The organism is Aeromicrobium stalagmiti (assembly GCF_013283745.1).
GTDB classification, from domain to species: domain Bacteria; phylum Actinomycetota; class Actinomycetes; order Propionibacteriales; family Nocardioidaceae; genus Aeromicrobium; species Aeromicrobium stalagmiti.
Map to the genome: position 1 here is coordinate 188,571 of NZ_JABSTZ010000001.1, position 25,823 is coordinate 214,393.

The window sequence follows — 25,823 nt, forward strand, 5'->3', positions numbered from 1 at the left end:
CCCGGCGCGGTGCGTACGCCACCGTCTCCGGCCGATAGCCGCCTCGTACGGTGGCAGAACCACCGCGCTGGGGTGGGGTCGGTCAGACGGAGAAGAGCAGGTAGAGCCCCGTGAAGGTGTAGGCGACCATCAGCAGGAGCATCGCGAGCTGGCCGCTGAGGCGGTGCGCCTTGGGCAGCAGCACCAGCGCCCGGTCGTGCGCCGCGATCACGGCCAGCACGTGACCGGCGACGACGAACGTGACCTTGAGCGCCGCCAGCGTCGACGTGTGCTCGGACAGGACGTAGCTCACGCCGGGGTCGCCGAGCGGCGTCCACCCCCGCCCCAACGGGTCGAGCAGCGCGAAGAACGCCGTCTGCCCCTTCTCGACCAGGTAGGTCAGGTAGTGGGCGAAGATGTAGCCGACCACGATCGGCACCAGCGAGTGCGCGAGCAGACCGGGCATGGCACGCCGCTGCTCCGGAGTGACTCCCCCGGTGGCCATCGCCGCGCCGACGAACAGCACCGCGACCACGATGCAGAACGCCAGCAGCGTCAGCGTGTGCTCCAGGCTCGACAGCGACCTGCCCTGCCAGAACGGCGACGCGGAGAAGCTGTCGTACGCCGTCGAGCCGAGCAGCACCGCCAGCAGCGCCACCAGTCCGGGCGCCACCGGCACCGTGGTCAGGCCCCGCAGCGGGTTGCGCGAGAGCCGTCCACCGCGAGCGATCGGCGACATCCTCGCCACGATCGCGCTGTAGACGTCGAACGGGTCGGCGCGGTCGAACCAGCGCGGGCCGAACGCGACGCCGCCGAGCAGCATCGCGGCGACGTAGACCCCGACCCAGACCCGCACCGACACGACGTCGCCCGGGTCGGGCGAGGCGAGCTCGAGCCACACGAAGGCGAACAGGCCCGCGACGGCCGGCCAGTAGCCGAGGCGCTCGGGATAGGTCCAGATGCCGCGGCCGGTCAGCGTCCGCCACGGCGAGAGGTCACGCCAGACGTGGCCGGCGACCAGGGCCAGCGGCACCAGCCCGACCCACACGAAGATGTAGAACGCCTGCAGGCCACCGTTGGACGGATCGGCCGGCCCGGCGTAGAGCGCGACGAGCACCCACGCCGTGAGCAGCATCCCGACGACCGCGAGCCACGGCCGCCGCCGGTCGGGCTCGCCAGCCCCCCAGGATCCCTGGAACCGGGGCTCCTTCCAGGCCAGCGCGAGGACCGCGAACGAGATCGTCAGGGCCCACGAGGCGCCCACCATCGCGTAGATGAACGGGATCGGCAGGTCGGTCGACCCACCGACGCCGTGGGCCGCGAGGCCCGCGCCCAGCCCGGTCGTCAGCGTCACGGACGGACGACGAGCTGCACGATCGTCACGCCGAGCTCGTGGGCCTCGACCGCGACCTGCCCGGGCGTGTCGACCGTGAACGTCTCGGTCACCGTCTCGCCCGCAGCGACCTCGTAGGTGTGCTCGGGGTCGGAGTGGACGTGGATCTCCTCGTCGACGTCGGAGCGGATGGTGAGGGTGATGTCTGCGCCGACCTTGGCCTCGACGCGCTTGCCCTGCGGGACGACCTTGCCACCGGCGATGACGATGCCGACGACCGTGCCGGAGGTCTCGCTCGGCTCGGCACTGCTCGGCTCCGAGCTCGTCGGCTCGACGCTGGTCGGCGCGCTCGCGGCGGTGGGATCGGCGGATGCCCCGTCGTCGGACGATCCGCCACACGCGGACAGGAGCAGTGCTGCGGCGAGCAGGGCTGCTGCGGTCTTCATTCGGTGTCGCTCTCCTCGTGGTCGGTGCCGTCGAAGGCACGCTCGATCAGGTCACGCTCCTCGCGCTCCTCACGGCGGTCCTTGCGGGCGATGTAGAGGACGACTCCCACCACGACGACCGCAGGGACGATCGCCGGGATGGCGAGCAGTGCGACGTGGTGCGCGAAGAGCTCGTCGCCCAGGGGCGTGGCGCCAGCAGGGATCATGAGGTCAGCGTAGGTGCTGGCGCAGACCCCTCGGACGCCTCGTGCTCCTCGATCTTGCGGGCCACCCGCGAGACCGAGACGCAGATGCCCAGGATGATGGCCAGGCTGCACAGCAGGACGACCATGTTGGCGGCACCCCACAGCAGGGCCGAGCTGTCGTCCTTGCGCTCGCGCTGCAGGATGTCGATCTCGGGCACGAAGTCACGGGTGAACGACGCCTCGGCGGGCACCTCACCGACCTTCAGCGGCGGGTCGGCGGGCAGGAAGATCGGGACGGCCGCGAGCGTCCGTCCGTCCTGCACGCGCAGGAGCGTCTTCCAGTTGCCACCGACGGGGACCGGCTTGGTCGACTCGTAGGTGTTGTCACCCGTGCGGCGCAGGCGGTCGGTCACGACACCCTCGCCGCCGCCCTGCCACGCGGTGATCTGCACCCACGTCGGGTCGTCGTCGGCGACGCCCTCGGACAGCGTGACCTGCGCGGTGACCTCGGGCTCGGCCGTCGTGCCGACCTGGGTCAGGGCGAACGTCGCCGACTCGTCCTGGGGCACCGTGGCGTAGAGGCCGTTGGCGACCGAGGCCGACAGCACCAGCACCGATCCGGTGACGATGACGCGGCCGACGCTCTTCGACGGCAGCTGGCCCTTGAGGCCCATCGCGAACAGCGCACCGCAGAGGCCAGACGCGATCGCGACGGGGACGGCCATGAGCAGACCCTCGAGCCACATGTCCTGGGTCCACGGGAACTGGAAGACCTGGTCGTTCCAGAGCTTCTCGATGACGAGGCCGACGGTGCCGATCGCAAGGCCCGCGATCGCACCGAACCACAGCGGCTTGTGTCGCAGCCGCGAGATCGCCAGGAGCTCGACGATGACCGCGCTGCCGAGGTAGAGCGGGAAGACGTGGTGCGCCTCGCCCATGACGTCGGTGACGACGAACGAGATGATGCCGCGCATCAGCAGGAAGAACACGGCTGCACCGATCGCGGCGCCGACGCCGACGTACAGACGGGCGGCGACCAGGGTCAGGCCCGCCGCGGCGACGATCATCATCGGCGCGAAGACCATGCGGAACTGCGCGATGCCGAAGTCGAACTCGGCCTGGAAGACCGAGAGGCCGATGAGCAGGCCGCCGAAGGCGATCGAGTTCATGATGGTCTTGAGCCACACGGGCAGCGCCTTGCCGCGGCCGCGCATGTGGATCTCGGCCTCGCGGTTGAGCAGGATGATGCCGGCGGTCGACAGGCCCGCGCCGCCGATCAGCATCAGGTGCGTGGGGCCCCAGAGCGTCACGTCCTGGCCGAACATGCGGTGCCAGATGTCGTCGAGCGGGAAGCCGATCAGGGCGTACATGCCGCACGCCGCGATGAAGATGCCGCTCACGGGGGCGTACCAGGACCGGGTGATGCGCACGGACGCGATGCCGGGCTTCTCCCCGTCACGGGGGTAGACGATCGCGGACATGCCGGCGATGAACAGGGCGAAGAGCCCGTAGAGGATCAGGTAGTGCGCGGGGTTGGCGAGCGGCCCGGCGTCACGGCCACGGCCGGCGTGCAGGCTGACGTCCCACATGAAGCCGAGCAGGGCGACGATCAGCGAGCTCGCGACGAACATCGTCGGGATGGTCGACCACCCGGGCTCGCCGTACTGCGCACCGAGGCGCTTGCCCAGCTTGTCGAACCAGTCGATCCGGTGGGTCCGGTGGGCCCAGGCGATGACCAGCAGGATGCCGGTCACGATCGTCGCGGCGATCGAGAGGCCCAGGACCTGGCCGAGCTCGGCGCCGCCGACGGGCGCGGTGGCGGGTTCCGCAGCAGTGATGAACATACCGGGAGTATGTCAGCGCCGATGTGACATCGCAAGTGTCGTGAAGAACACGCCCGCGTTTCCTGCGAGTGACATCTTGTCGGCCGGTCCGCGAGCCGGCGGGTCAGGACGCAGAAGGACCCGGTCCCCCCGGACCGGGTCCTTCTGCGTCGCTCGTGTGTCTCAGTGCCCGATGACCTCGTGGGCCTCGCGGCCCTTGGGTCCGTCCACGACCTCGAACTCGACCTTCTGGCCGTCCTCGAGGGTCTTGTAGCCGTCGGACGCGATCTTGGACCAGTGGACGAAGACGTCGTCCTGGCCCTCGACCTCGATGAATCCGTAGCCCTTGTCAGCGTTGAACCACTTGACGGTGCCCTGCACCATGCCGCTACTCCCACCTGTCACAGAGACGGACCCACCTGCCGAGGGCCCGATGCGGAGAGCCTATACGGCTCAGCACCCACCGGCTACGGCGGGACTTCGCCCCTCCCCTGAGTTTTTCGAGCTCAGCAGCCGCCGGCGACGGCGGGGATGATCGACACCTGGGCACCGTCCGGCGTCGGGGTGTCGAGGCCCTGGGAGAACCTGACGTCCTCCTCGGCCACGTAGATGTTGACGAACCGGCGCAGCTTGCCCTCGTCGTCGACCACGCGGGCCTTGATGCCCGGGAAGCTGGACTCCAGCGACTCCAGGACGTCGCTGAGGGTCGCGCCGTCGGCGGTGACCTGGGACTGGTCCTGCGTGTACGAGCGCAGGATCGTGGGAATACGGACGTTGATGCTCACGGTGCTCCTTGAACGGTTCTGGTCTCAGGCGATGCCCGAGGCGACGAACGCCTCGTACGTCGGGGCGATGGTGGCGGCGGGACCGACGAGGCTCGTGACCGCGTCGAGGGTCTTCAGGCCGTGGCCGGTGTTGATGACGACGGTCTCCAGGGACGGGTCGAGGACGCCGGTCTCGACGAGCTTCTTCAGCACGCCGACCGTGGTGCCGCCGGCGGTCTCGGTGAAGATGCCCTCGGTGCGGGCGAGCAGCACGATCGCGTCGCGGACCTCGTCGTCGGAGATGTCGGCGACGGCTCCGCCGGTCTCGCGGCAGATGTCGAGCACGTAGATGCCGTCGGCGGGGTTGCCGATCGCCAGCGACTTGGCGATCGTGTCGGGGCGGACGGGCTTGATGGCGTCCCAGCCCTGGCGGAACGCCTCGGAGACCGGCGAGCAGCCGGTGGCCTGGGCGCCGTAGATCTTGACCGGCTTGTCCTCGACGAGCCCAAGCTTGACGAGCTCGCGGAACGCCTTGTGCACCTTGGTCAGCTGCGAGCCGGACGCGACCGGGATGACGATCTGGTCGGGCAGGCGCCAGCCGAGCTGCTCGGCGATCTCGTAGCCGAGCGTCTTGGAGCCCTCGGCGTAGAAGGGGCGGACGTTGACGTTGACGAACGCCCAGCCGTCCTCCTCGCCCGCGATCTCGCTGGCGAGCTTGTTGACGTCGTCGTAGTTGCCGTCGACCGCGACGAGGTTCTCGGTGTAGACCGCCGAGTTGACCTTCTTGGGGGTCTCGAGGTTGCTCGGGATGAAGACGACGGTCTTGATGCCGGCGCGGGCGCCCGCAGCGGCGACGGCGTTGGCCAGGTTGCCGGTCGAGGGGCACGCGAAGACGCGGCTGCCGAGCTCGCGGGCGGCGCTGAGCGCGCACGCCACGACCCGGTCCTTGAAGGAGTTGGTGGGGTTGGTGCTGTCGTCCTTGACCCAGAGCTTGGTCAGGCCGAGCTCGGCGGCGAGGTTCTTGGCCTCCAGCAGCCGGGTGTAGCCGGGCTCGAGGTTGGGGCTGGTCTCGATGTCGTCCGGCACGGGCAGCAGTGCCTTGTAGCGCCAGATGTTGGCGGGGCCGGCCTCGATCTGCTCGCGCGTGATCGCCGGGAAGTCGTACGCGATCTCGAGCGGGCCGAAGCACTCCTGACAGGCGTAGTGCGGTCCGAGCTCCTGGGTGGCGCCGCACTCGCGGCAGACGAGCCCGGTGGCGTGGCCGAAGGCGCCCTCGCGAAGCGTGGTGCGGGTGGAATCCTGGGCGGTGATGGTCACGCGATCCTCCTGGTCATCTTTCCCGGATCGACTGTCGACCGGGACGGATTGAGCACCTGGTCGCTTCGTGCGACTGGTTGCTGGGGTGTCGTCGGGCCGTGTCCCTGTACCCCTCTGGATGAGTGATTCCAGCGTACGTGGGCGTCTCACGATGTGTCCACTCTGTCCACATCGTGGACGGTGAGCGTTCGCTCCTCGGACACCCCGTCTTGCGTCATCAGAGCTGAGGTCCCCGGGCCGCGCTTGTCATGACGCAAGGGGGTCGGTCCAGCCGCCGGCGACGAGGCCGTCGCGCACCTGGCGCATGAACTGCGCCGGCGCCACCCGCAGCCCCAGGAGCGGGAGGCGCAGGACCGTGTCGGACGCCAGCGACAGCTCGTTCTGGCGCAGCGCGTCGGACACCACCGCCGGTGCCTCGAGGTGATGGATCCCGTCGACCTCGACCACGAGGCGGTAGGCCAGCCAGTAGACGTCGAGGTAGGCCGTGCCGCGCGAGGTCCTGCGCACGACCTGGCGGTCCGGAGCAGGCAGCCCGTGCTGGCGGCACAGCCGTGCGAAGTCGAGCTCTCCCATGGCCTGGGCGCCGTCGAGCAGGTCGATCAGCACGGCCTCGAGGAGCTTCTTGCGAGCGTGCCGTCGCACGGTCAGGAGGGACTCGGCGATGGCCTGGGGCGTGCAGAGCCCCTGCTGCACGACCATGGCCAGCACGGTCGCTGCCTGCTTCGCGCTGACCGCCCACAGCGCCGCCCGCACGGCGGCGATCGGCACCCGGACACGGGGCAGGCCGGTGGGCACGACGTCCGCCCGCTGGAGACGTCGCGTCTGACGGACCACGAGACCCGGACGGCGAACAGCCGGAGCACCGCGCGGCACCGAGACACGCACGTGGTCGATCGTGAACCCCGTCAGGCCGGCCGCCTGCAGCGCGCTGACGCCATCGATCGCCGCCCTGGGCCCGGCCTCGATGACGCCGTGCCAGCGCATCGATGCCGCGGACAGCGGACCCGTGTGCAGGCAGATGGACTGACGCCCGTGGAGGCGCCACCGCTGGGCCCGGAGGTTGGCTGCGATCATCCACCGGGTGATGCCGAGGCGGTGGAGCTGTCGCCGGGAGACGACTCCCTCCTGCGCTGCTGCGAGCGCGACGAGATCGGGGCGCAGTCGGGGCGGGACGTGGTCGAGGGCGTGCATCCGTCGAACCTCCCTCGCCCCGGCAGGCGCACGACACCCCGTCCCGGCGCCCTGTGGACGGGCGAAAGCACCGCGGCCCGCTGTGGACCCCGCGTTGCGTCATGACAACGGTGGCGCCGGCCCCTCAGTTGCTATGACGCAAGGCGGGGCGGACGAGCGGGGCGGGTCAGGAGCGCTTCTTGGCGAGCCGGGTCGTCGGCGGCGGGTAGTTGCCGTCGGCGAGGCCGGCGAGCCGCTCGAACGGGTTGTAGGACGAGTAGTCACCGGCGACGGCGTAGGAGACGGCGACCGACAGGACGTAGATCGGCAGCATGACGACCCCGAGGACGAAGGCGTACTGGGTGCAGTGACGGTCCTCGTGCTGCAGCAGGACGAGCCGCTGCTCGAAGTAGGCCGGGTCGTGCTTGCTGGTGATGACGCTGCCCACCGTGAAGGCGCTCGCCACCGGGAACCCGTAGCGGTATCCCGTGGCGAGATAGGTGCCCCGACCGCGTCGGGTGATCGTCGCGCCCCCGATCCGGGCGATCAGCAGGCCCAGCGGCGTCGAGAGGTTGATCCAGTTGAGAGCCGTCCGCAGCCGGGTCCACGGCGTGTGCGGCAGTGGCGCGGCCCGGTCGGAGCTCATCGGTCGGAGCTCATCGGCTAGAACTCATCGGCGAGCTCTTCCAACCACCCCGCCACGGCGTCCGGCCCCTCGAGGACGATGTCGGACCGCGACACGAGGGCGTCCTGCTCGGTCGAGGCCGAGCAGATCAGCAGACCCCCGACACCGCTGGCGCGCAGCTCCTCGACCGCGGCGAACGCCGGGAGGTCGCCCAGGTCGTCGCCGGCGAAGACCACCTGCTTCGCCCCGAGCGCGGCGACGAGCCGACGCACGGCGTCACCCTTGTCGTTGCCCGGTGCCCGCAGCTCGATGACCTGCCGCCCCGGCTCGACCGCGAGCCCCAGCTCGGCAGCCAGGTCGGACAGCGGCGCCCGCAGCGTGTCGAGCAGCCCGTCGCCCACCCCGCGGGTGTGGATCGCGATGGCGAGGCCCTTGTCCTCGATGCGCACGTCGCCCGCACCCCGCTCGGCGAGCCAGTCGGGCAGCAGACCCGCGAGGCGGACGATCGGCTCGGGCCGGTCGGGACGGGTGGTGGTGCCGTCGGCCGCGTCCCAGCGCTCGGCGCCGTACTGGCCGTAGATCACGAGACGTTCGAGGCCGGCGCGGCCCTCGAAGCCGCCGAGCTCGAGCGCCTGGGGCACGGGACGACCGGTCACGATCGCCACCTGGCCGAGGACCGCGCCGAGGCGGGCGAGCGCGTCGACCGAGCGCGGGTGGGCAAAGGCCCGGGTCGGGTCGTCGACGATGTGCGCGAGGGTTCCGTCGAAGTCGAGGGCCAGGAGCGTGTGTCCCGGGTCGGCGACGATGGCAGAGCGGATGGTCGAGGTCACGACCCCATCATTGCGGCCCGGACAGGATGATGGTCAGCCGGTCCATCCTCATGGGCGCCACGCTCGGCCTGATGCGGGTGATCCCGACGTCCTGGCCGAGCAGCTCGGCCTGTGCCTGCAGGCCGGGCGGGTAGTAGACGGTGTTGCTGCCGATGGAGCCGGTCCAGTTGCCGATGCCACCGAGCGGCCAGCCGGCCTGGCTCACCTTGCCCGAGAACACCCGGGCCGCCCCGGCGATGCCGGAGTTGTTGAGCACCGACACCGTCGCGTCGCGCGCCGTCGCGGGCTCGTCGGTCGGCTCTGCGGTGGGTTCTTCGGTCGGCTCCTCGGTGGGCTCTTGCGTCGGCTCCGGTGTCGACTCGGTCGCATCGGGCGAGACCGAGATCGACGGCGTCGGGGTCGTCGGGGAGGCAACCGGGGCGTCGTCGTCACCGACGAGCAGGAGACCCAGCCACCCGGCGCCACCGATGCAGAGCATGACGGTCAGGAGGATGAACCATCCCGACGGCACGTACGCCTTGCGAGTCGGGACGTTCTTGCGGTGCGCCACCATGGCGCGTCAGAGGTCGATGCCGAGGCGCCTGGCCGAGCGGCTGCGCTGACGCTGCGCGCGGAGACGGCGCAGACGCTTGACCAGCAACGGGTCGAACGCCAGGGCGTCCTCGCGGTCGATCAGCGCGTTGAGGACCTGGTAGTAGCGCGTGGCCGACATGTCGAACTTGTCGCGGATCGCCTGCTCCTTGGCCCCGGCGTACTGCCACCAGAGTCGCTCGAGCGCCAGGATCTCCCGGTCACGCTCCGACAACGACTCGACGGCAGCCGAGCCTGCGGGGTTCGACTTCTCCACGGCGCTCATGCCTTGCATCCTAGGCCATGAATAACACGTGTGTCATTCGCTTGCCCCAATGGCAAGGTGTGTCCCATGACCTCCATCGACCCGATCCGCTGGGGAATCCTGGCCACCGGCGGCATCGCCGCGAAGTTCGCCACCGATCTCGCCCTCCTCGACGACAACGTGCTCGCCGCCGTCGGCTCGCGCCGACCCGAGGCGGCGCAGGAGTTCGCCGGCCGTTTCGGGGGGTCCCGCGCCCACGGGACCTACGAGGAGCTCGCTGCCGACCCCGACGTCGACGTCATCTATGTCGCGACCCCGCACGGCCGCCACGTGGAGGACGTCATGCTGTGCCTCGAGGCCGGCAAGCACGTGCTGTGCGAGAAGGCGCTGACGATGAACGCGACCGACTCCGCGGCGCTCGTCGCCGAGGCGCGCGAGCGCGGCCTCTTCCTCGCCGAGGCGATGTGGATGCGCACCAACCCCAACGTCCGCCGGGTGCACGAGATCGCCACGAGCGGCGCGATCGGCGAGATCCGCCAGGTGCGCGCCGAGCTGAGCCACGTCAGCCGCGCCGACAGCGTGCGGCTCTGGGACCCGGCGCTCGGCGCGAGCGCCCTGCTCGACGTCGGCATCTATCCGCTGACCTTCGCCCACCTCGTGCTCGGTGAGCCCGTTGACATCGCGGCGTCCGGCACCCTGACCGACCAGGGCATCGACGACAACGCCGGCGCCGTCCTCACCTATGCGTCAGGGGCGGTCGCGAGCATCGCCTGGAGCCAGGTCAGCGCCGGCGACAGCAGCGCGGTGGTCGCCGGCACGACGGGACGCATCGAGGTGCCGGCACGGTTCCACGAGGCGACCTCGCTGCGACACGGGGACGGCGACGACCTGACCACGATCAGCGAGCCCGTCATCGGGCGCGGCTACGCCCACGAGATCCAGGAGGTCGCCGCCTGTCTGCGGGCCGGCGCGACCGAGTCGGCGCTCCTGCCCCTCGACGAGACGGTCTCGATCCAGCGCCAGATGGACGAGATCCTGTCGCTGCTCGGCGTCGCTGCGCGGTGAGGGTCATGGTTCAGCGCTAGGGTGACGACATGGCCACCGGCTCAGCAGACTTCGTGGTGATCGCCAACCGCCTGCCCGTGGACCGCATCACCGCCCCCGACGGCGAGACCCTGTGGCGCACGTCGCCCGGTGGCCTCGTCACCGCGCTCGAGCCGGTCATGAAGCGCAACGGCGGGGCGTGGATCGGCTGGCACGGCGCGGCCGACGAGAAGGTCAAGCCGTTCGACCACAACGGCATGCACCTGGTGCCCGTCCCCCTCAGCGAGGACGAGGTCGAGGAGTACTACGAGGGCTTCTCCAACGCGACGCTGTGGCCGCTCTACCACGACGTCGTCGCCCCACCGGAGTTCCACCGCGAGTGGTGGGACTCCTACGTCCGGGTCAACCGCCGCTTCGCCGAGAAGGCCGCCAAGGTCGCCCGCGAGGGGGCCGTCGTCTGGGTGCAGGACTACCAGCTCCAGCTCGTCCCGACGATGCTGCGCGAGCTGCGACCCGACCTTCGCATCGGCTTCTTCCTGCACATCCCGTTCCCTCCCACCGAGCTGTTCCAGCAGCTGCCGTGGCGTCGCGAGATCCTCGAGGGCCTGCTCGGCGCCGACCTGGTCGGCTTCCAGATGCCCGGCGCGGCGCAGAACTTCGTCCGCCTGGTGCGCCAGCGCGTCGGCCACAAGACGCACCGCGACATGATCTATCTGCCCGACGGCCGCACGGTGCTCGCCAAGGCCTACCCGATCTCGATCGACGCCGCAGGCTTCGAGGAGCTCGCCCGCACCCCCGAGGTCATCGCCCGCGCCGCCGAGATCCGCGAGAGCCTCGGCAACCCCAAGACGATCCTGCTCGGCATCGACCGCCTCGACTACACCAAGGGGCTGCGCCAGCGGCTCCGCGCGTTCGGCGAGCTCATCGCCGACGGGTCCCTGCACGTCGACGACGCGGTGTTCGTCCAGGTCGCGACCCCGTCGCGCGAACGCGTGCAGCAGTACAAGCTGCTGCGCGACGACATCAACCGCCTCGTCGGTCGCATCAACGGCGACGTCGGCCGCATCGGCCAGCAGCCGGTCACCTACCTGCACGCCTCCTACCCGCGGGTCGAGATGGCCGCGCTCTACCGCGCCGCCGACGTCATGGTCGTCACCCCGCTGCGCGACGGCATGAACCTCGTTGCCAAGGAGTACGTCGCGTGCCGCTACGACGAGCGTGGCGCGCTGGTGCTGAGCGAGTTCGCCGGCGCCGCCTCCGAGCTCAAGTCGGCCTACCAGGTCAACCCGCACGACATCAACGGCATGAAGAGCATGATGCTCGCCGCGATCAACGCCAGCCCGCGCGAGAACGGTCGCCGCATGAAGGCGATGCGCAAGCAGGTCATGGAGAACGACATCGAGCTGTGGGCCAACAACTTCCTCGAGGAGCTCACGTCCTCACGCGACCCGCACGTGAAGAACCCCCGACCGGTCTGACCGTGCGACTCCCTCGAGGACCACGCCCCTGATGACCGCCGAGGAGATCGACGCGTTCTGGTCGGTCGCGCGCAACCAGACACGCACCAACCCGGTGCCCGGCTACCTGGGCACCTATTCCGGCGAGGCGCTCGCACCCCCGGCCTGGGCGTTCGGGGCGACGCCCGAGCAGGCCGACGAGCTGATCGGCCTCGTGCTCGACGGCACCAAGACGGCGACGGCCAGCGCGCAGTGGGACTACGACCACGAGAGCGAGTCGATCCCCCGCGTCGGCGACCTCGCGATCGTGCTCGACGGGTCCGAGCACCCGCGGGCCCTGATCGAGGTGACCCACGTCGACGTGGTCCCGTTCGACGACGTCGACGAGCAGCACGCCCACCTCGAGGGCGAGGGCGACCGGTCGCTCGGTCACTGGCGCACCGTGCACGAGCGGTTCTTCACCGACCACGCTGCCCACGCCCGTGGCTTCTCCCCCACCATGCCGGTCGTGCTCGAGCAGTTCAGGGTGCTCTACCCGCGCTGACCGGCTGCCGCCGATCAGCTCGTCGTGACGCGCCCCGCCTCGACGTCCCACCGCTGGTCGAGGCTGACGTTGTCGAGCAGCCGGCGGTCGTGCGAGACCAGCAGCAGGGCGCCCTCGTACGCCTCCAGCGCCTGCTCGAGCTGCTCGATCGCGGGCAGGTCGAGGTGGTTGGTGGGCTCGTCGAGCACCAGCACGTTGACGGCGCGCGCCTGGAGCAGCGCCATCGCCGCGCGCGTCCGCTCCCCCGGCGAGAGTCGACCGACGAGGCTGCCGACCTGGTCGGCCTTGAGCCCGAACTTCGCCAGCAGGGTGCGCCCGTCGGCCGGCGAAAGATCGGGCACCGCGGCCTCGAACGAGTCGCCCAGGGTCGCGTCGTCCGGCAGCACCGCCCTGGCCTGGTCGATCCGACCGACGGCGAGCGACGCCCCGAGCGAGGCCCGGCCGCTGTCGGGCGGGGCCTCGCCGAGGAGCAGCTGGAGCAGGGTCGTCTTGCCCGCACCGTTGGGCCCCGTGATGCCGATCCGGTCCCCGGCGCTGACCTGCACCGACACCGGTCCGAGGACGAAGTCGCCGCGCCGGACGGTCGCGGCGTCGAGCGTCGCCACGACGCTGCTCGACCGTGGCGCGGCGGCGATGTCGAAGCGCAGCTCCCACTCCTTGCGCGGCTCCTCGACCTCGTCGAGGCGGGCGATCCGCGACTCCATCTGCCGGACCTTCTGCGCCTGCTTCTCCGACGACTCGCTCTGGGCCCGACGGCGGATCTTGTCGTTGTCAGGGCTCTTCTTCATGGCGTTGCGGACGCCCTGCGAGCTCCACTCGCGCTGGGTCCGCGCCCGTGAGACCAGGTCGGCCTTGGTGTCGGCGAACTGCTCGTACGCCTCGCGGGCGTGGCGCCGCAGGACCGCGCGCTCCTCGAGGAACGCGTCGTAGCCACCGTCGTAGACCCGCACCTGCTGCTGCGCGAGGTCGAGCTCGACGACCCGGTTGACGCAGCGGGCGAGGAACTCCCGGTCGTGCGAGACCAGCACGATCCCGGCGCGCATGCCGGTGACCATCCGCTCGAGCCGTTCGAGCCCGTCGAGGTCGAGGTCGTTGGTCGGCTCGTCGAGCAGGACGACGTCGAACCGGCTGAGCAGCAGGGCTGCGAGCCCGACCCGGGCCGCCTGCCCGCCCGAGAGCGACGTCATCAGGGCGTCCCCTCCCACGCCGAGACGCAGGTCGCCGAGGACGGCGGGGATGCGGTCGTCGAGGTCAGGCGCACCGGACGCGAGCCAGCGGTCGAGCGCGACGGCATAGGCGTCGTCGGCCGCGGCGTCGCCCGAGCCGAGAGCCGCGGCAGTCGACTCCATGGCCTCGGTCGCCGCGGCTGCTCCGGTGCGACGAGCCAGATGTCCGGACACCGTCTCGCCCTCACGGCGCTCGTGCTCCTGCGGCAGCCAGCCGACGAAGGCGTCGGCGGGAGCCGCCGAGACGGTGCCGGCCAGCGGCGTCATGTCACCGGCGAGGATGCGCAGCAACGTCGACTTGCCTGCGCCGTTGGCCCCCACGACGCCCACGACGTCGCCGGGCGCGACGGTCAGGTCGAGCCCCTCGAACAGGGTGCGGTGCGCATGACCGCCGGACAGGGCCTTGGCGACGAGGGTGGCACTCACGTCGCGATCCTAGGCGGGGAGCACGCAAGGCCCGCACACCGCGCTCGATAGGTTGGACGCATGCCCGACTTCCGCGCGACGCCCGAGCTGGTCGGCGATCACGTCCACCTCAGGCCGATCACTGCAGCCGACGCGCCCGGCATCCTGGCCGCTGCCGACGACGACGCCGTCTTCGAGTGGCTGCTGGTCGACCGGCCGACGACGCTCAGCCAGGCGCAGTCGCTGATCGACCACTACCTCGGCCGCACCGACCTGGTGATGTGGGCCCAGGTCGACGTCGCCTCCGGCGAGCTGGCCGGCGTGACGACCTACTACGAGATCGACCCCGAGCTGCGCACCGTGGCGATCGGGCACACCTGGCTCGGCTCGCGCTTCTGGCGCTCCGGGCTCAACACCGAGGCCAAGCTGCTGCTCCTGCGGCGGGCGTTCGACGACCTGGGCTGCGTACGCGTCGTGTGGCACACCGACATCCGCAACGAGCGGTCGCAGGACGCGATCGCCCGGCTCGGGGCGCAGCGCGAGGGCGTCATGCGCAAGCACCGCATCCGGCGCGACGGGTCGTGGCGTGACACCGTGACCTTCTCCATGACCGACGACGAGTGGCCGGCCGCCCGGGCCGCCCTGGAAGGCAGGCTCGCCCGATGACCGAGAACGACACAGGCCAGGAGCTGCCCACCCTGCCCGCCCCGTGGACCGCGCGGGTGCCCGCCTTCGCCGACATCGACGCCCTGGTCGAGCTGCGCCGTCTCGACGAGCTGCAGGGCACCGGCGGGGCGCACATCGATCCCGCCGGCATCGAGTCCGAGGTCGCCGGACAGGCCTCGTGGACCCGCCGCCAGCTCGTCGCCGTGGGCCCCGACGACGTGCCCCGGGCATGGATCACGGTGCACGACCGTGCCGCCGGACGCGCGCTCATCTGGGGCTACTTCGACCGTGACGTCGACGAGGTCGACGAGATCGCGGCGGCGTTCTACGCCTGGGCCGAGGAGACCGCGATCGGCATGGCCCGGCTGCGCGACGTCGAGCAGACCCGCCTCGACGAGAGCCCCTTCGCCGACGACTCGCGGCAGGCCGGGTGGCTCGCCGAGGCCGGCTACGCCAAGCGACGCACGTGGCTGCACATGGAGCGTCCGGTCACCGCCGACGACGCGGCGCTCGAGCCGCGGGCCGGCGTGACGGTCCGCCCCGTGGAGCGACACGAGAACGGCTTCCCGGTGGCGGCCGACCTGCAGATCGTCCACCAGATGCTCGAGGAGTCGTTCGAGGACCACTTCAACTCCTACCGCGAGAGCTTCCCCGAGTTCGTCCAGCGGCTCCGCGAGGAGCCCGGCCACAGCTGGGACCACTGGTGGCTCGCCTACGTCGAGCCCGAGGACGGAGGCGAACCGGTCGCCGCCGGCACCGTCGTCTGCTCGGTCGTCTCGGCACCCGAGGGTGGGTCCGAGGGGTCCTACGTCGAGTACATCGGCGTCAACCGCGCCGCCCGCGGTCGCGGAGTCGCCAAGTCGCTGCTCGGCACCGTCATCGCCGACGCCGCCCAGCGCGGTCGCGACCGCGTCGGCCTCGAGGTCGATGCCGACTCCCCGACCAAGGCCGACCAGCTCTATCTCGCCCTGGGCTGGACGACCGACTACGCGACCGACTCGTGGTTCAAGGACATCACGATCGACACCGCCTAGGTCACTCGGCCAGCCTGCCCCTCTTGTGCTCGAAGATCAGGTTGGTCTCGGTGAGGGCCACCTCGGGCGCCGAGCTCAGGTGGTCGACGACGAAGGCGCGCAGGTCCTCCGGGTCGCGGGCCGCGACGTGCACGTGGAAGTCGTCGGCACCGGCGAGGAAGTAGACGTTGAGCACCTCGGTCATGCGAGCGAGCCGGTCGGAGAAGTCGTTGATCGCGCCGCGGGCGTCGCTGCGCAGGCGGACCGCGATCATGGCCTGGATCGGTCGGCCGAACCACGCAGGATCGACCTCGGCGTGGAAGCCGGCGATGACGCCACGGTCGACCAGGCTGCGCAGCCGGGTCAGACAGGTGGACGCCGCGATGCCCACCTTCTCGGCCAGGGCGTTGTTGGGCAGCCGCCCCTGACGACGCAACGCGGCCACGATCCGTTCGTCGATGTCGTCGAGCTCGCGAACATCCTTCGCCATGGGGGCTCCCTCGGGGTCGATATCTGCGGATCTGACTGCTCAGACAGAGTTTACAGAATCTTCTTCACGCTGTTGCCAGCACTTCCGCAGAACCTTCACCATGGAGGTCTCACCCCACGGATTCGAATCGCTCTGAAGGAGCAACCATGCTGGTCGGCGTCCCCCGCGAGATCAAGAACCACGAGTACCGCGTCGCCATCACGCCGGCCGGCGTGCACGAGCTGGTCCGGCACGGTCACGACGTCGTGATCGAGCTGGGCGCGGGCCTCGGCTCCTCCATCACCGATGACGAGTACGTCGCGGCCGGCGCCAAGATCCTCGACACCGCCGACGAGGTCTGGGCCACCGCCGACCTGGTGCTCAAGGTCAAGGAGCCCATCGCCGAGGAGTACGGCCGCATGCGCGCCGGGCAGACGCTCTTCACCTACCTGCACCTCGCCGCCTCGCGCGAGTGCACCGACGCGCTCCTGGCATCGGGCACCACGTCGATCGCCTACGAGACGGTGCAGCTGCCCGACCGCTCGCTGCCGCTGCTGGCACCGATGTCCGAGGTCGCCGGCCGGCTCGCACCGCAGGTCGGCTTCCAGCACCTGATGGCCAGCAACGGCGGCCGCGGAGTGCTGCCGGGCGGCGTCCCCGGCGTCTATCCCGCCGACGTCGTGGTCATCGGTGCCGGCGTCTCCGGCGTCAACGCGGCCGAGGTCGCACGGGGCATGGGCGCCCGGGTCGAGATCCTCGACCTCGACGTGGCCAAGCTGCGCGCCGTCGACGCCCGCTTCCAGGGCATGATCACGACCGTCGCGTCCAACGCGTACGCCGTCGAGAAGGCCGTCAAGGAGGCCGACCTGGTCATCGGTGCCGTGCTGGTGCCCGGCGCCAAGGCCCCCACCATCGTCAGCGACGACCTCGTCGCGCAGATGCGACCCGGCTCGGTGCTGGTCGACATCGCGATCGACCAGGGCGGCTGCTTCGAGAGCTCACGGGCCACGACGCACGACGACCCGACGTTCCGGGTCCACGACTCGATCTTCTACTGCGTCGCCAACATGCCCGGCGCGGTGCCGCGCACCTCGACGTACGCCCTGACCAACGTCACGCTGCCCTATGCGGTCGCGCTGGCCGACAAGGGCTGGCGCCAGGCCGTCGCCGACGACGCGGCCCTCGCCGGCGGTCTCAGCACCCACGAGGGCAAGCTCGTCAACGGCCCCGTGGGCGAGGCGCTCGGCCTCGAGGTCACCCCGCTCAGCGCGCTCTGAGGCGGACCGCCGGCTCGGGCTGCCACATCGGCGGTCCCGGGGTTCAATGACCCCATGGCCTCCGACGACGCGGGACGACCCGGCGACGCCGAGCTGACCATCGCCGTCCGGGCGGGCCTCGTCGCGGTCGTCGGCTGGTTCTTCGCCGATCTCGTGTCGGGCCTGACGTCGCCGACCGGTCTCTCGCTCACGTTCCTGCTGTGGCTCCTGACGTTCCTCGCCGCGGCACGGGCCCTCCTCGCGGTGTCGATCGGTCTCTGGCGTCGCAGCCACGGCTGACCGTGGGACGGGTCAGTAGCCCTGGTCGACCGGGACGGCCTCGCGCAGGGCCTTGTTGGACGTCAGCGCGATGACCACCGCCAGACCCGCCGCCGCGACCGTGACCGCGAACGCGGCGGTGTGCCCGTTGACGTCGGCGAGCCGGCCGGCCAGGGCGGCACCCAGCGCGTAGCCGATGCCGGTCGCTCCCGCGAGCATCGTCATCGCGGTGCTGACCTTGTGCACCGGCACGAGGATGCCGGCGAGGGCGAAGTTGCTGATCATGTAGGGCGCGACGGCGAAGCCGAGCAGCGCGATGACGCCGATCAGGCTCGGCAGGGAGTCGACGAGCAGCAGCGGCGACGCCAGCACCAGCAGCCCGATCGCCGCGACGGCCATGCGCGTCGCGTAGAGCACCCGCTCGGGCAGACCCGTCACCGCGAGCCCCGCGATGACGCTGCCGATGCCGAGCACCGCGTGGATCAGGCCGGCGAGGCCCGCCTGGCCCTCGGCCGTCGCGAGCACCGTCGTGCCGGTCTGCACGCTGCCGAAGATCATCCCGATGCACAGCTGAGCCAGCACCAGGACCACGAAGACGCCCGTCCAGAGAGGCTCGGCTCCGCCCCCTCCGGTGAGGGTCCGACGCGCGACCAGCGCCGACGTGGGGTGCAGCGCGAACCACGAGCCGAACACCGCGAGCAGGCCCGCGGCGGCCAGCAGCGCGCCGGACGGCTCGGCGACGATCGCCAGCACGCCGATCGTGGCGGGGCCGAGCACGAACGAGGCCTCGTCGGCGGCACCCTCGTACGAGAAGGCCGCGTCGACGAGTCGCCGCTGGTCGCCCTTGTCGCGGGTGATCGGACGCCACCGGACCCGGGCGAGCGGGCCCACCTGCGGCATCGCGAAGCCGGTGAGCGCAGCCATCGCGAAGATCGCGCCCTGCGACGCCTCGGGATCGGTGACCGCGACGACGCCGGCGAGTCCGGCGGCACCCACGAGCGACTGGACCAGCACGACGGGGCGCTGGCCGAAGCGGTCTGACAGCGAGCCGAAGATCGGCGAGCCGACCGCGTTGGCGACCGCGAGGATGCCGGCCGCGGCGCCGCCGACGCCGTAGCGACCGGTCGCCTCGCTGACCAGGACGAGGACTCCGAGCTGGCTCATGGCAAGCGGAATTCGCCCGAGGAAGGCTACGAGGATGTAGGCGGGCCCGACGATCCGCAGGAGTGCGCGGTAGGCGGCGATTGCTGACACAGCCGAACCATCCTAGCGGTGATTCGGACGTCCCCTGACCGGCGGCTAGGCTCGTCGGGTGCCCCCCACCAGAGCCCGGATCGCGACGTTCGGCATCTTCGCGCTCAACGGCTTCGTGCTGGGCATGTGGGTCGTCAACATCCCCACGATCAAGGACCGCACGGGCGTCGACCAGGCCGACCTCGGCCTGATCCTGCTGGCGCTCGGCGCGACCGCCTGGGTCGGCATGCAGCTCGCCGGCCCCGCGATCGACCGCTTCGGCAGCCGGCCCGTCGTGACGATCGCCGCCGTGGCCCTCGCCCTGACGATCCCGGGCCCGGCGCTCGCCACCAGCGGGCTGCAGCTCGTCCTCGCCCTCATGGTCGTCGGCTTCTTCAACGGCATGGTCGACGTGGCGCAGAATGCGCAGGCCGTCGTGGTCGAGCGCGCGTACGGCCGCCCCATCATGTCGGCGTTCCACGCCCTGTTCTCGCTCGGCGGGCTGCTCGCGTCGGTGCTCGGCGGCACCCTCATCGCGCTCGACGTCGACGTGCGGGCGAGCCTGGGCGTCGCCGCGATCCTCGGGGTCGTCGTCGCCCTGTCGCTGCGGCCGTCGCTCGTGGCCGCTCCCGCGATCGTCGAGGACGCCGCCCCGCGCGGTCGCGCCCCGTGGACGTCGCGCGTCCTGCTGCTCGGGCTGCTCGCCTTCGCCCTGCTGCTCGGCGAGGGCGTCGCCTACGACTGGAGCACGGTGCACCTGCGCGACTCGCTCGGCTCGAGCGAGACCGTCGCCGCGTTCGCCTACGGCGCGTTCTCGATCACGATGACGATCGTGCGCCTGTTCGCCGACCGGGTCGTGGCCGCGTGGGGTCCGGCGGTCTACGTCGGGCGAGCCGCCCTGATCGGTGCGCTCGGCCTGCTGGGCGCGGCGCTCGCCCCCAACGCCGGCCTGGCGATCGCGGCGTGGGCCGTGTTCGGCATCGGCCTCGCCGGGTGCGTGCCGCAGTTCTTCTCCGCGGCCGGCAACGTCGACCCCGCCGCGTCGGGCACCTATCTCGCCCGGGTGACCAGCATGGGCTACATCGGCCTGCTCGCCGGGCCGTCGGTCATCGGGCTGCTGACCCACTGGATCCCGCTGACGGCCGCGTTCGCCGTCCCCATCGCCGGGTGCCTGGCCGCGGGGCTGCTCGCGCCACGCGCGCTCGCCCCTGCCGAGGAACGGGTGTGAACCGCCCCCTCGCCGAGCTCATGGCGCCCGACTGGGCCGAGGCGCTCGAGCCCGTCGCCGACCAGGTCGCCGCGATGGGCGAGTTCCTGCGCTCCGAGATCGCCGCGGGCCGCTCCTACCTCCCCCACGGCGACCACGTGCTACGGGCGTTCGCCGAGCCGATGTCGTCGGTCAAGGTGCTCGTCACCGGCCAGGACCCCTACCCGACGCCCGGCCACGCCGTCGGGCTGTCGTTCTCCGTCGCGCCCGACGTCCGGCCGCTCCCCCGCAGCCTGAAGAACATCTACACCGAGCTCGAGGCCGATCTCGGCATCCCGCCCGCACCGTCCGGCGACCTGACCCCGTGGTCGCAGCAGGGCGTCCTGCTGCTCAACCGGGTCCTGACCGTGCGCCCCGGCGAGCCCGCCAGCCACCGCGGCGAGGGGTGGGAGGCTGTCACCGAGCAGGCCATCCGGGCCCTCGCGGCACGCGGCACCCCGCTGGTCGCGATCCTGTGGGGCCGCGACGCCCAGAGCCTGCGGCCGATGCTCGGCGACGTCCCCGCGATCGAGTCCGCGCACCCCAGCCCGCTGTCCGCATCGCGCGGCTTCTTCGGCTCACGGCCGTTCAGCCGGGCCAACGAGCTGCTGGCCGCCCAGGGTGCGCCACCGGTGGACTGGCACCTCGGCCACTAGGCTGGACACGTGCCCGACAACCAGCAGATCCGCGACCGGGGCGTCGTCATCGACGAAGCCTTCGGCAACATGCAGCGCTGGGGGCTGCGGATCATCGTCATCTCCGCCGCCGCGTTCGTCATCGGCTGGAGCATCGGCCACGTCTGGATGGTGCTCTTCCCCGTCTCGATGGCCCTGCTCGTCGCGACGGTCCTCGCGCCGCCTGTCACCTTCCTGCGCAGTCGCAGCTGGCCGTCGGGCCTCGCCGCGGCGTTCGTCGTGGTCACCTTCATCGCCGCGCTCGTCGGGGTCATCACGATCCTGACGCCGCAGGTCGCCGGACAGGCCGGCCCGATCGCCGCCCAGGCGTCGAGCGGCCTGCAGAAGGTCCGCGACTGGGTCACGGGCGAGCCGCTCAACCTCTCCGACGGGCAGATCACCCGGGCGATCGAGGCGCTGCAGGACAAGCTGCAGTCGAGCGCGAGCGCGATCAGCTCCGGCATCTTCTCGACCATCAGCACCGCGACCTCGATCATCGTCAACCTCGTGCTCGTGCTCATGCTGACGTTCTTCTTCGTCAAGGACGGCCACAAGTTCCTGCCGTGGATCAACACCCTCGGCGGCCAGCGCACCGGCGCGCACCTCACCGAGGTGCTCGGCCGGGTGTGGGACACCCTCGGCGGGTTCATCCGAACCCAGACGCTGGTGGCCCTCATCGACGCGATCATCATCGGCGTCGGACTGTGGATCCTCGGCTCGCCGCTCGCCGTCCCCCTGGCGGTCATCACCTTCTTCGGCGGCTACATCCCGATCATCGGCGCCTTCGTCAGCGGCGCCGTCGCAGTGCTCGTCACGCTCGTGACCAACGACTACAAGGACGCCCTGATCGCGTTGGTCATCGTCATCGCGGTGCAGCAGCTCGAGGGCAACGTGCTCTCGCCGATGCTGCAGGGCAAGAACATGAACCTGCACCCCGCGGTCGTCCTGCTGAGCGTCACGGCCGGCGGATCCCTGTTCGGCATCACCGGGGCCTTCCTGGCCGTGCCCGTCGCGGCGAGCGTCGCCGAGATCTTCCGCTACGTCAACGAGCGCATCGACGACTCGGTCTCGGTGCTGGCGCCCAAGGAGGACGCCCGCGCCGCCGAGACCCTCGCCGGCGACGACTAGGCACCAGCGGCCGCACCGGCCTTCACGAGCGCCAGCTCGCGGCGCCGCTCGGCGTGCGCCAGCGCGTCGTCCCACGAGGCGCCCTTCGCGATCATCACGCGATACTTCATGATCTCGGTCTGGCCGTTGACGGTGAGCGCACCGACGAGACGGTCACCGCGGCGGTAGAGCGCGACCCACCGTCCTGCGGTCTCGGTGTCGCCGTCGACCAGCAGCACCTCGTCCGCGTCCGGCACGCCGACGAACTGGATGCGGTCGTCGTACCAGTCCGACCAGAAGTAGGGCACCGTCGCATACGGCTTGGCCTGGTCGGGGGCGATCGCGTTGCGGGCGGCTGCGGCCCCCTGCTCGGCGGCGGCGGTCCAGTTCTCCATCCGCTGGCGCGTGCCGAAGACCGGGTTGACCCAGCTCGCCACGTCGCCTGCGGCGTAGACACGCGGGACACCGGTCCAGAGCGTCTCGTCGCACACGATGCCGTCGTCGATCGTGACGCCCGACCCCTCGAGCCACTGCGTGCTGGGAACGACCCCGATGCCCACCACCACGAGGTCGGCCGGGATGACGGTCCCGTCGTCGAGCACGACGCGCTCCACCCGCCCGTCGCCCTCGACGGCGGCGACGCCGGTGCCGCACAGCAGACGGGTGCCGTTGCGCTCGTGCAGGCCGGCGATCGCGGCGCCCATCGCGGTGCCGGTGGCCCGGACCAGCGGCGTCGGCAGGGCCTCGACGATCGTGACGTCCAGCCCTCTCCTCGTCGCCCCGGCAGCAACCTCCGAGCCGATGAAGCCGGCGCCGATCACGACCGTACGAGCGCCCGCCTCCAGCGCCGATCGCACCGCGACGGAGTCGTCGAGGGTGCGCAGTCCGTGGACTCCCGCCAGGTGCTCGGTGCCCGGGAGCGTCCGCAGCCGGCACCCGGTGGCGATGACCAGGGCGTCGTAGCCGATCTCGCGATCGCCGACCCGGACGACCCGCCGGTCGGTGTCGAGCCCCGTCGCCGCCTCCCCCAGCACCAGCTCGACCCCCAGCTCGTCACGCAGCACCTCCTCGGTGCGGAAGTGGGGCGGCTCGTCGTCGCTCGCGGCGAGGAACCCCTTCGACAGGGGCGGCCGGTCGTAGGGCAGGTGTGGCTCGGCGCCGACCAGGGTGATCGACCCGTCGAAGCCGGCCTTGCGCGCGGCCTCGACCGCGCGAAGACCTGCGAGCGACGCCCCGACCACCACCAGGCTCCGCACCGTCATGACCGGATCAGCAGGGCCTCGGTCGGGCAGCTCGCGACGGCTTCCTCGACTGCCTGGAGCTCCTCGTCGCTGATGTCCTCCTTGAGCAGGACCAGCTCTCCGTCGTCGTTGACCTCGAAGAACTCCGGCGCCATCGACTCGCAGATGCCGAGCCCCGTGCACTTCTCGAAATCGACCACTACCTTCATGTCACTCACCTCTTCGTCTGGTGCGAACCGGTCTGGTTCGGGTTCGTCTGGTGCGAACCGGTCTGGTTCGGGTTCGTCTGGTGCGAACCGGTCTGGTTCGGGTTCGTCTGGTGCGGGCTTGTCTGGTTCGGGCCTGGATGCGAGTCGCCCCGGTCAGAAGATCCGGCGCAGGATCTTCTGGGCCCGATCCGAGTAGGGCGGGTAGACGACCTGCAGGTCGGGCGTGAACGTCTTGGCGAGCACCGACTTGCGGTGGCTCAGCGCCTGGAACCCCCACTCCCCGTGATAGGCGCCCATGCCGCTCGCCCCGACGCCGCCGAACGGCAGCGACGGCACGAGGCAGTGCAGCGCGACGTGGTTGACTACCGCTCCGCCTGCGGGGATGCGGTCGACGAGCCGGCGCTGGATCGCCCTCGACCGCGTGAACACGTACAGGGCGAGCGGCTTGGGTCGGCTGTTGACGAAGGCGATGGCCGTGTCGACCGAGGTGAACGACAGCACCGGGAGGATCGGTCCGAAGATCTCGTCGGTCATGCTCGGCTCGTCGGGATCGGGGTCGACGATGACCGCGGGCTGGATCGTCAACGACTCGCGATCGGTCTCGCCCCCGGCGACGACCACACCCCGGGTCGACTCGAGATAGCCCGCGAGACGGTCGAACTGACGCTCGTTGACGATGCGCATGCCGGCACCGCCCTGGTCGGCGCGGAACGCCACCACGGTGGCGACGATCTTGTCGACCAGCTCGTCGCGGACCGATGCGTCCACCAGGACGTAGTCGGGTGCGATGCAGGTCTGCCCGGAGTTGAGCAGCTTGACCCAGGCGATGCGGCGGGCGACGACGTCGAGGTCGGCGTCGGCCGTCACGATGACGGGGCTCTTGCCGCCGAGCTCCAGCGTGACCGGCGTCAGGGTGGCGGCCGCCCCGGCCATGATCTTCTTGCCGATCTCGGTGCCGCCGGTGAACAGCGCGTGGTCGAAGCCCAGGGCGAGCAGCGACTGGGTGGTGCGGCCGTCACCCTCGACGACCTTGACGGCCTCGGCGTCGACGTACTGCGGGATGAGTCGTGCCAGCAGGGCGGACGTCGCCGGCGCGAGCTCGGAGGGCTTGACCACGGCACAGTTGCCGGCCGCGACGGCGGCGATCAACGGCGCGAGGCTGAGGTAGACCGGGTAGTTCCACGGGCCGATGACCAGCACGACGCCCAGCGGCTCGTACTGGATCCATCCCGACCCCGGCAGCTGGTTGAGCGGCAGCCGCTGCTTCTTGCGCCGCATCCAGCGCTTGAGGTGCTTGCGGGCGAAGACCACCTCGCCGTGGGTGGACGTCACGTCGCCCAACCAGGCCTCGACGGCGCTGCGACCCAGGTCTGCCGCCAGCGCCGCGGCGATCTCGGACTCACGCTCGACGAGGAGCCGCTCGATGCCCTCGAGCTGACGCAGCCGCCACTCGATCGGCCGGGTCCGACCACTGGCGTGGACGATGCGCAGCCGGGCGATCAGGTCTGCGAGGTCGCGCTCGCTGGGGGTCTGCTCGCCGGGGGCCAGGCCCGCGGAGGTCTGGTCGCTCGGGGTCTGGTCCGTCGGGGTCTGGTCGCTGGGTGCAGCGATCTCGGTCGTCATGGTCGCCGCCTCAGATCTCGGGCACGGGGACGAGGCCGGTGAACACCGAGCCGGAGACTCCGCCGTCGGCCAGGAGTAGGTGACCGTTGATCCACCGCGACTGGTCAGAGGCCAGGAACAGCACTGCGGACGCGATGTCGTCGGGTGCCGCATGACGGCCGAGCAGCTCCTTGAGCCCGTCGAGGGTGTCCTTGCCCATCGACTCCTCGAAGTCGGTGAGGATCGGCGTCTCGACCGGCCCGGGCAGCACGGCGTTGATGCGAAGACCCATCTCCCGGACGGCCAGTCCCATCGTCATCACGTAGACGTTGCTGACCTCCTTGGAGAAGTTATAGGCGTTGCCCTCCTGCGGGTGGTCGGCGAACCACTGCGCTCCCTCCTCGTACGTGTCGGTCGCGAGGAGCTCCTTGATCGTCTCGAGCCGGTCGGCCCACTGGAAGCCCGCGGTCGACGAGACGACGACGATGGCGGCCCCCTCGACGAGCTGGCCGAACAGCGACTCCGTCAGGTGCCGCACGGCCAGCGAGTTGACGGCGAGCACGGTGTCGGCCGGCGCCGTTCCGGGGATGCCGGCGATGTTGAGCAGACCGTCGTACTCGCCGTCGAGCTCGGTGAGGGCCTTGTCGATGCTGTCGACGTCGGCGAGGTCGACCGTGACGTGCTGGTCGACCGCTGCCGCCGGGTCGTTGCGGTCGAGGCTGTGGACGTGGGCGCCGGCAGCGAGCAGGCGCTCGGTCACCGCGTGGCCGATGCCGGACGCCGTGCCGGTGACGATGTAGCGCTTTCCTGCGAAATCAGACATGCGTGGTCCTCCGGGGGTCGGC

29 protein-coding genes and 1 riboswitch are annotated in these 25,823 nt (G+C 70.9%); of the genes, 10 read left to right on the forward strand and 19 right to left on the reverse strand.

The annotated features are described in order from the left end of the window. Window positions 1–82 precede the first annotated feature (82 nt). The 12 genes from HQK15_RS00900 to HQK15_RS00955 all read right to left on the reverse strand — a co-directional run bounded on the left by HQK15_RS00900 (window position 83) and on the right by HQK15_RS00955 (window position 9,328). Window positions 83–1,333, reverse strand: a complete 1,251-nt coding sequence (locus tag HQK15_RS00900) for a hypothetical protein (protein WP_367649013.1) — start codon at window positions 1,331–1,333, stop codon at window positions 83–85. Then, on the reverse strand, window positions 1,330–1,758 hold the full coding sequence (locus HQK15_RS00905; RefSeq protein ID WP_173489563.1) for a hypothetical protein: 429 nt from the start codon (window positions 1,756–1,758) through the stop codon (window positions 1,330–1,332). The genes HQK15_RS00900 and HQK15_RS00905 overlap by 4 nt, the downstream gene beginning before the upstream one ends. Further along, window positions 1,755–1,964: a hypothetical protein gene (locus tag HQK15_RS00910; RefSeq protein WP_173489564.1), complete on the reverse strand. Its 210-nt coding sequence runs from the start codon at window positions 1,962–1,964 to the stop codon at window positions 1,755–1,757. Before HQK15_RS00910 ends, HQK15_RS00905 begins: the two co-directional genes overlap by 4 nt. After that, window positions 1,961–3,787 (reverse strand): hypothetical protein, encoded by a 1,827-nt coding sequence (locus HQK15_RS00915; protein ID WP_173489565.1) that lies wholly within the window; start codon window positions 3,785–3,787, stop codon window positions 1,961–1,963. Before HQK15_RS00915 ends, HQK15_RS00910 begins: the two co-directional genes overlap by 4 nt. A 162-nt stretch (window positions 3,788–3,949) precedes the next feature. Beyond that, window positions 3,950–4,150 (reverse strand): cold-shock protein, encoded by a 201-nt coding sequence (locus tag HQK15_RS00920; protein WP_056211909.1) that lies wholly within the window; start codon window positions 4,148–4,150, stop codon window positions 3,950–3,952. Between the two features lie 122 nt (window positions 4,151–4,272). Continuing rightward, entirely contained in the window at window positions 4,273–4,551 is a 279-nt protein-coding gene (locus HQK15_RS00925; RefSeq protein ID WP_173489566.1) for a ubiquitin-like small modifier protein 1, read from the reverse strand. A gap of 24 nt (window positions 4,552–4,575) precedes the next feature. Continuing rightward, window positions 4,576–5,847 (reverse strand): threonine synthase, encoded by a 1,272-nt coding sequence (gene thrC, locus HQK15_RS00930; protein WP_173489567.1) that lies wholly within the window; start codon window positions 5,845–5,847, stop codon window positions 4,576–4,578. Between the two features lie 10 nt (window positions 5,848–5,857). Further along, window positions 5,858–5,972, reverse strand: a riboswitch (SAM riboswitch). 121 nt (window positions 5,973–6,093) lie between these two features. After that, on the reverse strand, window positions 6,094–7,038 hold the full coding sequence (locus tag HQK15_RS00935) for a putative endonuclease domain-containing protein (RefSeq protein ID WP_173489568.1): 945 nt from the start codon (window positions 7,036–7,038) through the stop codon (window positions 6,094–6,096). A gap of 166 nt (window positions 7,039–7,204) precedes the next feature. Beyond that, the gene (locus tag HQK15_RS00940; protein ID WP_173489569.1) at window positions 7,205–7,663 is read right to left on the reverse strand and encodes a hypothetical protein; all 459 of its coding nucleotides are present in this window, start codon (window positions 7,661–7,663) and stop codon (window positions 7,205–7,207) included. 17 nt (window positions 7,664–7,680) lie between these two features. Beyond that, window positions 7,681–8,472 (reverse strand): trehalose-phosphatase, encoded by a 792-nt coding sequence (otsB, locus tag HQK15_RS00945; RefSeq protein ID WP_173489570.1) that lies wholly within the window; start codon window positions 8,470–8,472, stop codon window positions 7,681–7,683. 7 nt (window positions 8,473–8,479) lie between these two features. Further along, window positions 8,480–9,025 carry a LytR C-terminal domain-containing protein gene (locus HQK15_RS00950; RefSeq protein WP_217361309.1) on the reverse strand — a complete coding sequence of 182 codons (546 nt, stop codon included), beginning with the start codon at window positions 9,023–9,025 and terminating at the stop codon, window positions 8,480–8,482. Between the two features lie 6 nt (window positions 9,026–9,031). After that, window positions 9,032–9,328, reverse strand: coding sequence for a DUF3263 domain-containing protein (locus HQK15_RS00955; protein ID WP_173489572.1), 297 nt, complete (start codon window positions 9,326–9,328; stop codon window positions 9,032–9,034). Window positions 9,329–9,394: 66 nt separating this feature from the next. Between HQK15_RS00955 and HQK15_RS00960 the strand changes: the two genes are divergently transcribed. The 3 genes from HQK15_RS00960 to HQK15_RS00970 are packed head-to-tail and all read left to right on the forward strand — an operon-like array spanning window position 9,395 to window position 12,352. Further along, on the forward strand, window positions 9,395–10,372 hold the full coding sequence (locus tag HQK15_RS00960; protein ID WP_173489573.1) for a Gfo/Idh/MocA family protein: 978 nt from the start codon (window positions 9,395–9,397) through the stop codon (window positions 10,370–10,372). Between the two features lie 29 nt (window positions 10,373–10,401). Then, window positions 10,402–11,829 (forward strand): alpha,alpha-trehalose-phosphate synthase (UDP-forming), encoded by a 1,428-nt coding sequence (locus HQK15_RS00965; protein ID WP_173489574.1) that lies wholly within the window; start codon window positions 10,402–10,404, stop codon window positions 11,827–11,829. Between the two features lie 31 nt (window positions 11,830–11,860). Further along, complete coding sequence (locus tag HQK15_RS00970; RefSeq protein ID WP_173489575.1) at window positions 11,861–12,352, forward strand: ASCH domain-containing protein; 492 nt, start codon at window positions 11,861–11,863, stop codon at window positions 12,350–12,352. A gap of 14 nt (window positions 12,353–12,366) precedes the next feature. On the opposite strand, the gene HQK15_RS00975 is transcribed toward HQK15_RS00970, so the two are convergent. Beyond that, on the reverse strand, window positions 12,367–14,004 hold the full coding sequence (locus HQK15_RS00975; protein WP_173489576.1) for an ABC-F family ATP-binding cassette domain-containing protein: 1,638 nt from the start codon (window positions 14,002–14,004) through the stop codon (window positions 12,367–12,369). A gap of 60 nt (window positions 14,005–14,064) precedes the next feature. Here HQK15_RS00975 and HQK15_RS00980 point away from each other — a divergent pair, with 60 nt between their 5' ends. Beyond that, window positions 14,065–14,649: a GNAT family N-acetyltransferase gene (locus HQK15_RS00980; protein ID WP_173489577.1), complete on the forward strand. Its 585-nt coding sequence runs from the start codon at window positions 14,065–14,067 to the stop codon at window positions 14,647–14,649. Beyond that, a complete protein-coding gene (locus tag HQK15_RS00985; RefSeq protein ID WP_173489578.1) occupies window positions 14,646–15,683 on the forward strand; it encodes a GNAT family N-acetyltransferase in 1,038 nt (345 codons plus the stop codon). The genes HQK15_RS00980 and HQK15_RS00985 overlap by 4 nt, the downstream gene beginning before the upstream one ends. Window position 15,684: 1 nt before the next feature. On the opposite strand, the gene HQK15_RS00990 is transcribed toward HQK15_RS00985, so the two are convergent. Then, window positions 15,685–16,152 carry an Lrp/AsnC family transcriptional regulator gene (locus HQK15_RS00990; protein WP_173489579.1) on the reverse strand — a complete coding sequence of 156 codons (468 nt, stop codon included), beginning with the start codon at window positions 16,150–16,152 and terminating at the stop codon, window positions 15,685–15,687. 146 nt (window positions 16,153–16,298) lie between these two features. Here HQK15_RS00990 and ald point away from each other — a divergent pair, with 146 nt between their 5' ends. Both ald and HQK15_RS01000 read left to right on the forward strand, forming a co-directional pair. Next, window positions 16,299–17,408, forward strand: coding sequence for an alanine dehydrogenase (ald, locus tag HQK15_RS00995; RefSeq protein ID WP_173489580.1), 1,110 nt, complete (start codon window positions 16,299–16,301; stop codon window positions 17,406–17,408). 54 nt (window positions 17,409–17,462) lie between these two features. Beyond that, window positions 17,463–17,687, forward strand: a complete 225-nt coding sequence (locus tag HQK15_RS01000) for a hypothetical protein (protein ID WP_173489581.1) — start codon at window positions 17,463–17,465, stop codon at window positions 17,685–17,687. A gap of 12 nt (window positions 17,688–17,699) precedes the next feature. On the opposite strand, the gene HQK15_RS01005 is transcribed toward HQK15_RS01000, so the two are convergent. After that, entirely contained in the window at window positions 17,700–18,920 is a 1,221-nt protein-coding gene (locus HQK15_RS01005; protein ID WP_173489582.1) for an MFS transporter, read from the reverse strand. 58 nt (window positions 18,921–18,978) lie between these two features. Between HQK15_RS01005 and HQK15_RS01010 the strand changes: the two genes are divergently transcribed. The 3 genes from HQK15_RS01010 to HQK15_RS01020 are packed head-to-tail and all read left to right on the forward strand — an operon-like array spanning window position 18,979 to window position 21,947. Further along, the gene (locus HQK15_RS01010; protein WP_367649014.1) at window positions 18,979–20,127 is read left to right on the forward strand and encodes an MFS transporter; all 1,149 of its coding nucleotides are present in this window, start codon (window positions 18,979–18,981) and stop codon (window positions 20,125–20,127) included. Beyond that, window positions 20,124–20,801, forward strand: a complete 678-nt coding sequence (locus tag HQK15_RS01015) for a uracil-DNA glycosylase (protein WP_173489583.1) — start codon at window positions 20,124–20,126, stop codon at window positions 20,799–20,801. The genes HQK15_RS01010 and HQK15_RS01015 overlap by 4 nt, the downstream gene beginning before the upstream one ends. A 9-nt stretch (window positions 20,802–20,810) precedes the next feature. Then, entirely contained in the window at window positions 20,811–21,947 is a 1,137-nt protein-coding gene (locus HQK15_RS01020; protein ID WP_367649015.1) for an AI-2E family transporter, read from the forward strand. Here HQK15_RS01020 and HQK15_RS01025 read toward each other — a convergent pair. The 4 genes from HQK15_RS01025 to HQK15_RS01040 all read right to left on the reverse strand — a co-directional run bounded on the left by HQK15_RS01025 (window position 21,944) and on the right by HQK15_RS01040 (window position 25,801). Next, a complete protein-coding gene (locus HQK15_RS01025; RefSeq protein WP_173489584.1) occupies window positions 21,944–23,188 on the reverse strand; it encodes an NAD(P)/FAD-dependent oxidoreductase in 1,245 nt (414 codons plus the stop codon). The two genes, HQK15_RS01020 and HQK15_RS01025, sit on opposite strands and share 4 nt — an antisense overlap. Continuing rightward, window positions 23,185–23,376: a ferredoxin gene (locus HQK15_RS01030; protein ID WP_173489585.1), complete on the reverse strand. Its 192-nt coding sequence runs from the start codon at window positions 23,374–23,376 to the stop codon at window positions 23,185–23,187. Before HQK15_RS01030 ends, HQK15_RS01025 begins: the two co-directional genes overlap by 4 nt. A 153-nt stretch (window positions 23,377–23,529) precedes the next feature. Continuing rightward, entirely contained in the window at window positions 23,530–24,999 is a 1,470-nt protein-coding gene (locus tag HQK15_RS01035; protein ID WP_173489586.1) for an aldehyde dehydrogenase family protein, read from the reverse strand. Window positions 25,000–25,009: 10 nt separating this feature from the next. Further along, window positions 25,010–25,801 (reverse strand): coniferyl-alcohol dehydrogenase, encoded by a 792-nt coding sequence (locus tag HQK15_RS01040; protein ID WP_173489587.1) that lies wholly within the window; start codon window positions 25,799–25,801, stop codon window positions 25,010–25,012. Between the last annotated feature and the right edge of the window lie 22 nt (window positions 25,802–25,823).

Coding starts and splice junctions, on each gene's coding strand:
- HQK15_RS00985 (WP_173489578.1), top strand. CDS start 14,646: ATGACCGAGAACGACACAGGCCAGGAGCTGCCCACCCTGCCCGCCCCG.
- HQK15_RS00905 (WP_173489563.1), bottom strand. CDS start 1,758: ATGAAGACCGCAGCAGCCCTGCTCGCCGCAGCACTGCTCCTGTCCGCG.
- HQK15_RS00955 (WP_173489572.1), bottom strand. CDS start 9,328: ATGAGCGCCGTGGAGAAGTCGAACCCCGCAGGCTCGGCTGCCGTCGAG.
- HQK15_RS00920 (WP_056211909.1), bottom strand. CDS start 4,150: ATGGTGCAGGGCACCGTCAAGTGGTTCAACGCTGACAAGGGCTACGGA.
- HQK15_RS01035 (WP_173489586.1), bottom strand. CDS start 24,999: ATGACGACCGAGATCGCTGCACCCAGCGACCAGACCCCGACGGACCAG.
- HQK15_RS00970 (WP_173489575.1), top strand. CDS start 11,861: ATGACCGCCGAGGAGATCGACGCGTTCTGGTCGGTCGCGCGCAACCAG.
- HQK15_RS01040 (WP_173489587.1), bottom strand. CDS start 25,801: ATGTCTGATTTCGCAGGAAAGCGCTACATCGTCACCGGCACGGCGTCC.
- HQK15_RS00990 (WP_173489579.1), bottom strand. CDS start 16,152: ATGGCGAAGGATGTTCGCGAGCTCGACGACATCGACGAACGGATCGTG.
- HQK15_RS00960 (WP_173489573.1), top strand. CDS start 9,395: ATGACCTCCATCGACCCGATCCGCTGGGGAATCCTGGCCACCGGCGGC.
- HQK15_RS00980 (WP_173489577.1), top strand. CDS start 14,065: ATGCCCGACTTCCGCGCGACGCCCGAGCTGGTCGGCGATCACGTCCAC.
- HQK15_RS00915 (WP_173489565.1), bottom strand. CDS start 3,787: ATGTTCATCACTGCTGCGGAACCCGCCACCGCGCCCGTCGGCGGCGCC.
- ald (WP_173489580.1), top strand. CDS start 16,299: ATGCTGGTCGGCGTCCCCCGCGAGATCAAGAACCACGAGTACCGCGTC.
- HQK15_RS01030 (WP_173489585.1), bottom strand. CDS start 23,376: ATGAAGGTAGTGGTCGATTTCGAGAAGTGCACGGGGCTCGGCATCTGC.
- HQK15_RS00940 (WP_173489569.1), bottom strand. CDS start 7,663: ATGAGCTCCGACCGGGCCGCGCCACTGCCGCACACGCCGTGGACCCGG.
- HQK15_RS01000 (WP_173489581.1), top strand. CDS start 17,463: ATGGCCTCCGACGACGCGGGACGACCCGGCGACGCCGAGCTGACCATC.
- HQK15_RS00910 (WP_173489564.1), bottom strand. CDS start 1,964: ATGATCCCTGCTGGCGCCACGCCCCTGGGCGACGAGCTCTTCGCGCAC.
- HQK15_RS01025 (WP_173489584.1), bottom strand. CDS start 23,188: ATGACGGTGCGGAGCCTGGTGGTGGTCGGGGCGTCGCTCGCAGGTCTT.
- HQK15_RS00965 (WP_173489574.1), top strand. CDS start 10,402: ATGGCCACCGGCTCAGCAGACTTCGTGGTGATCGCCAACCGCCTGCCC.
- HQK15_RS00935 (WP_173489568.1), bottom strand. CDS start 7,038: ATGCACGCCCTCGACCACGTCCCGCCCCGACTGCGCCCCGATCTCGTC.
- HQK15_RS00950 (WP_217361309.1), bottom strand. CDS start 9,025: ATGGTGGCGCACCGCAAGAACGTCCCGACTCGCAAGGCGTACGTGCCG.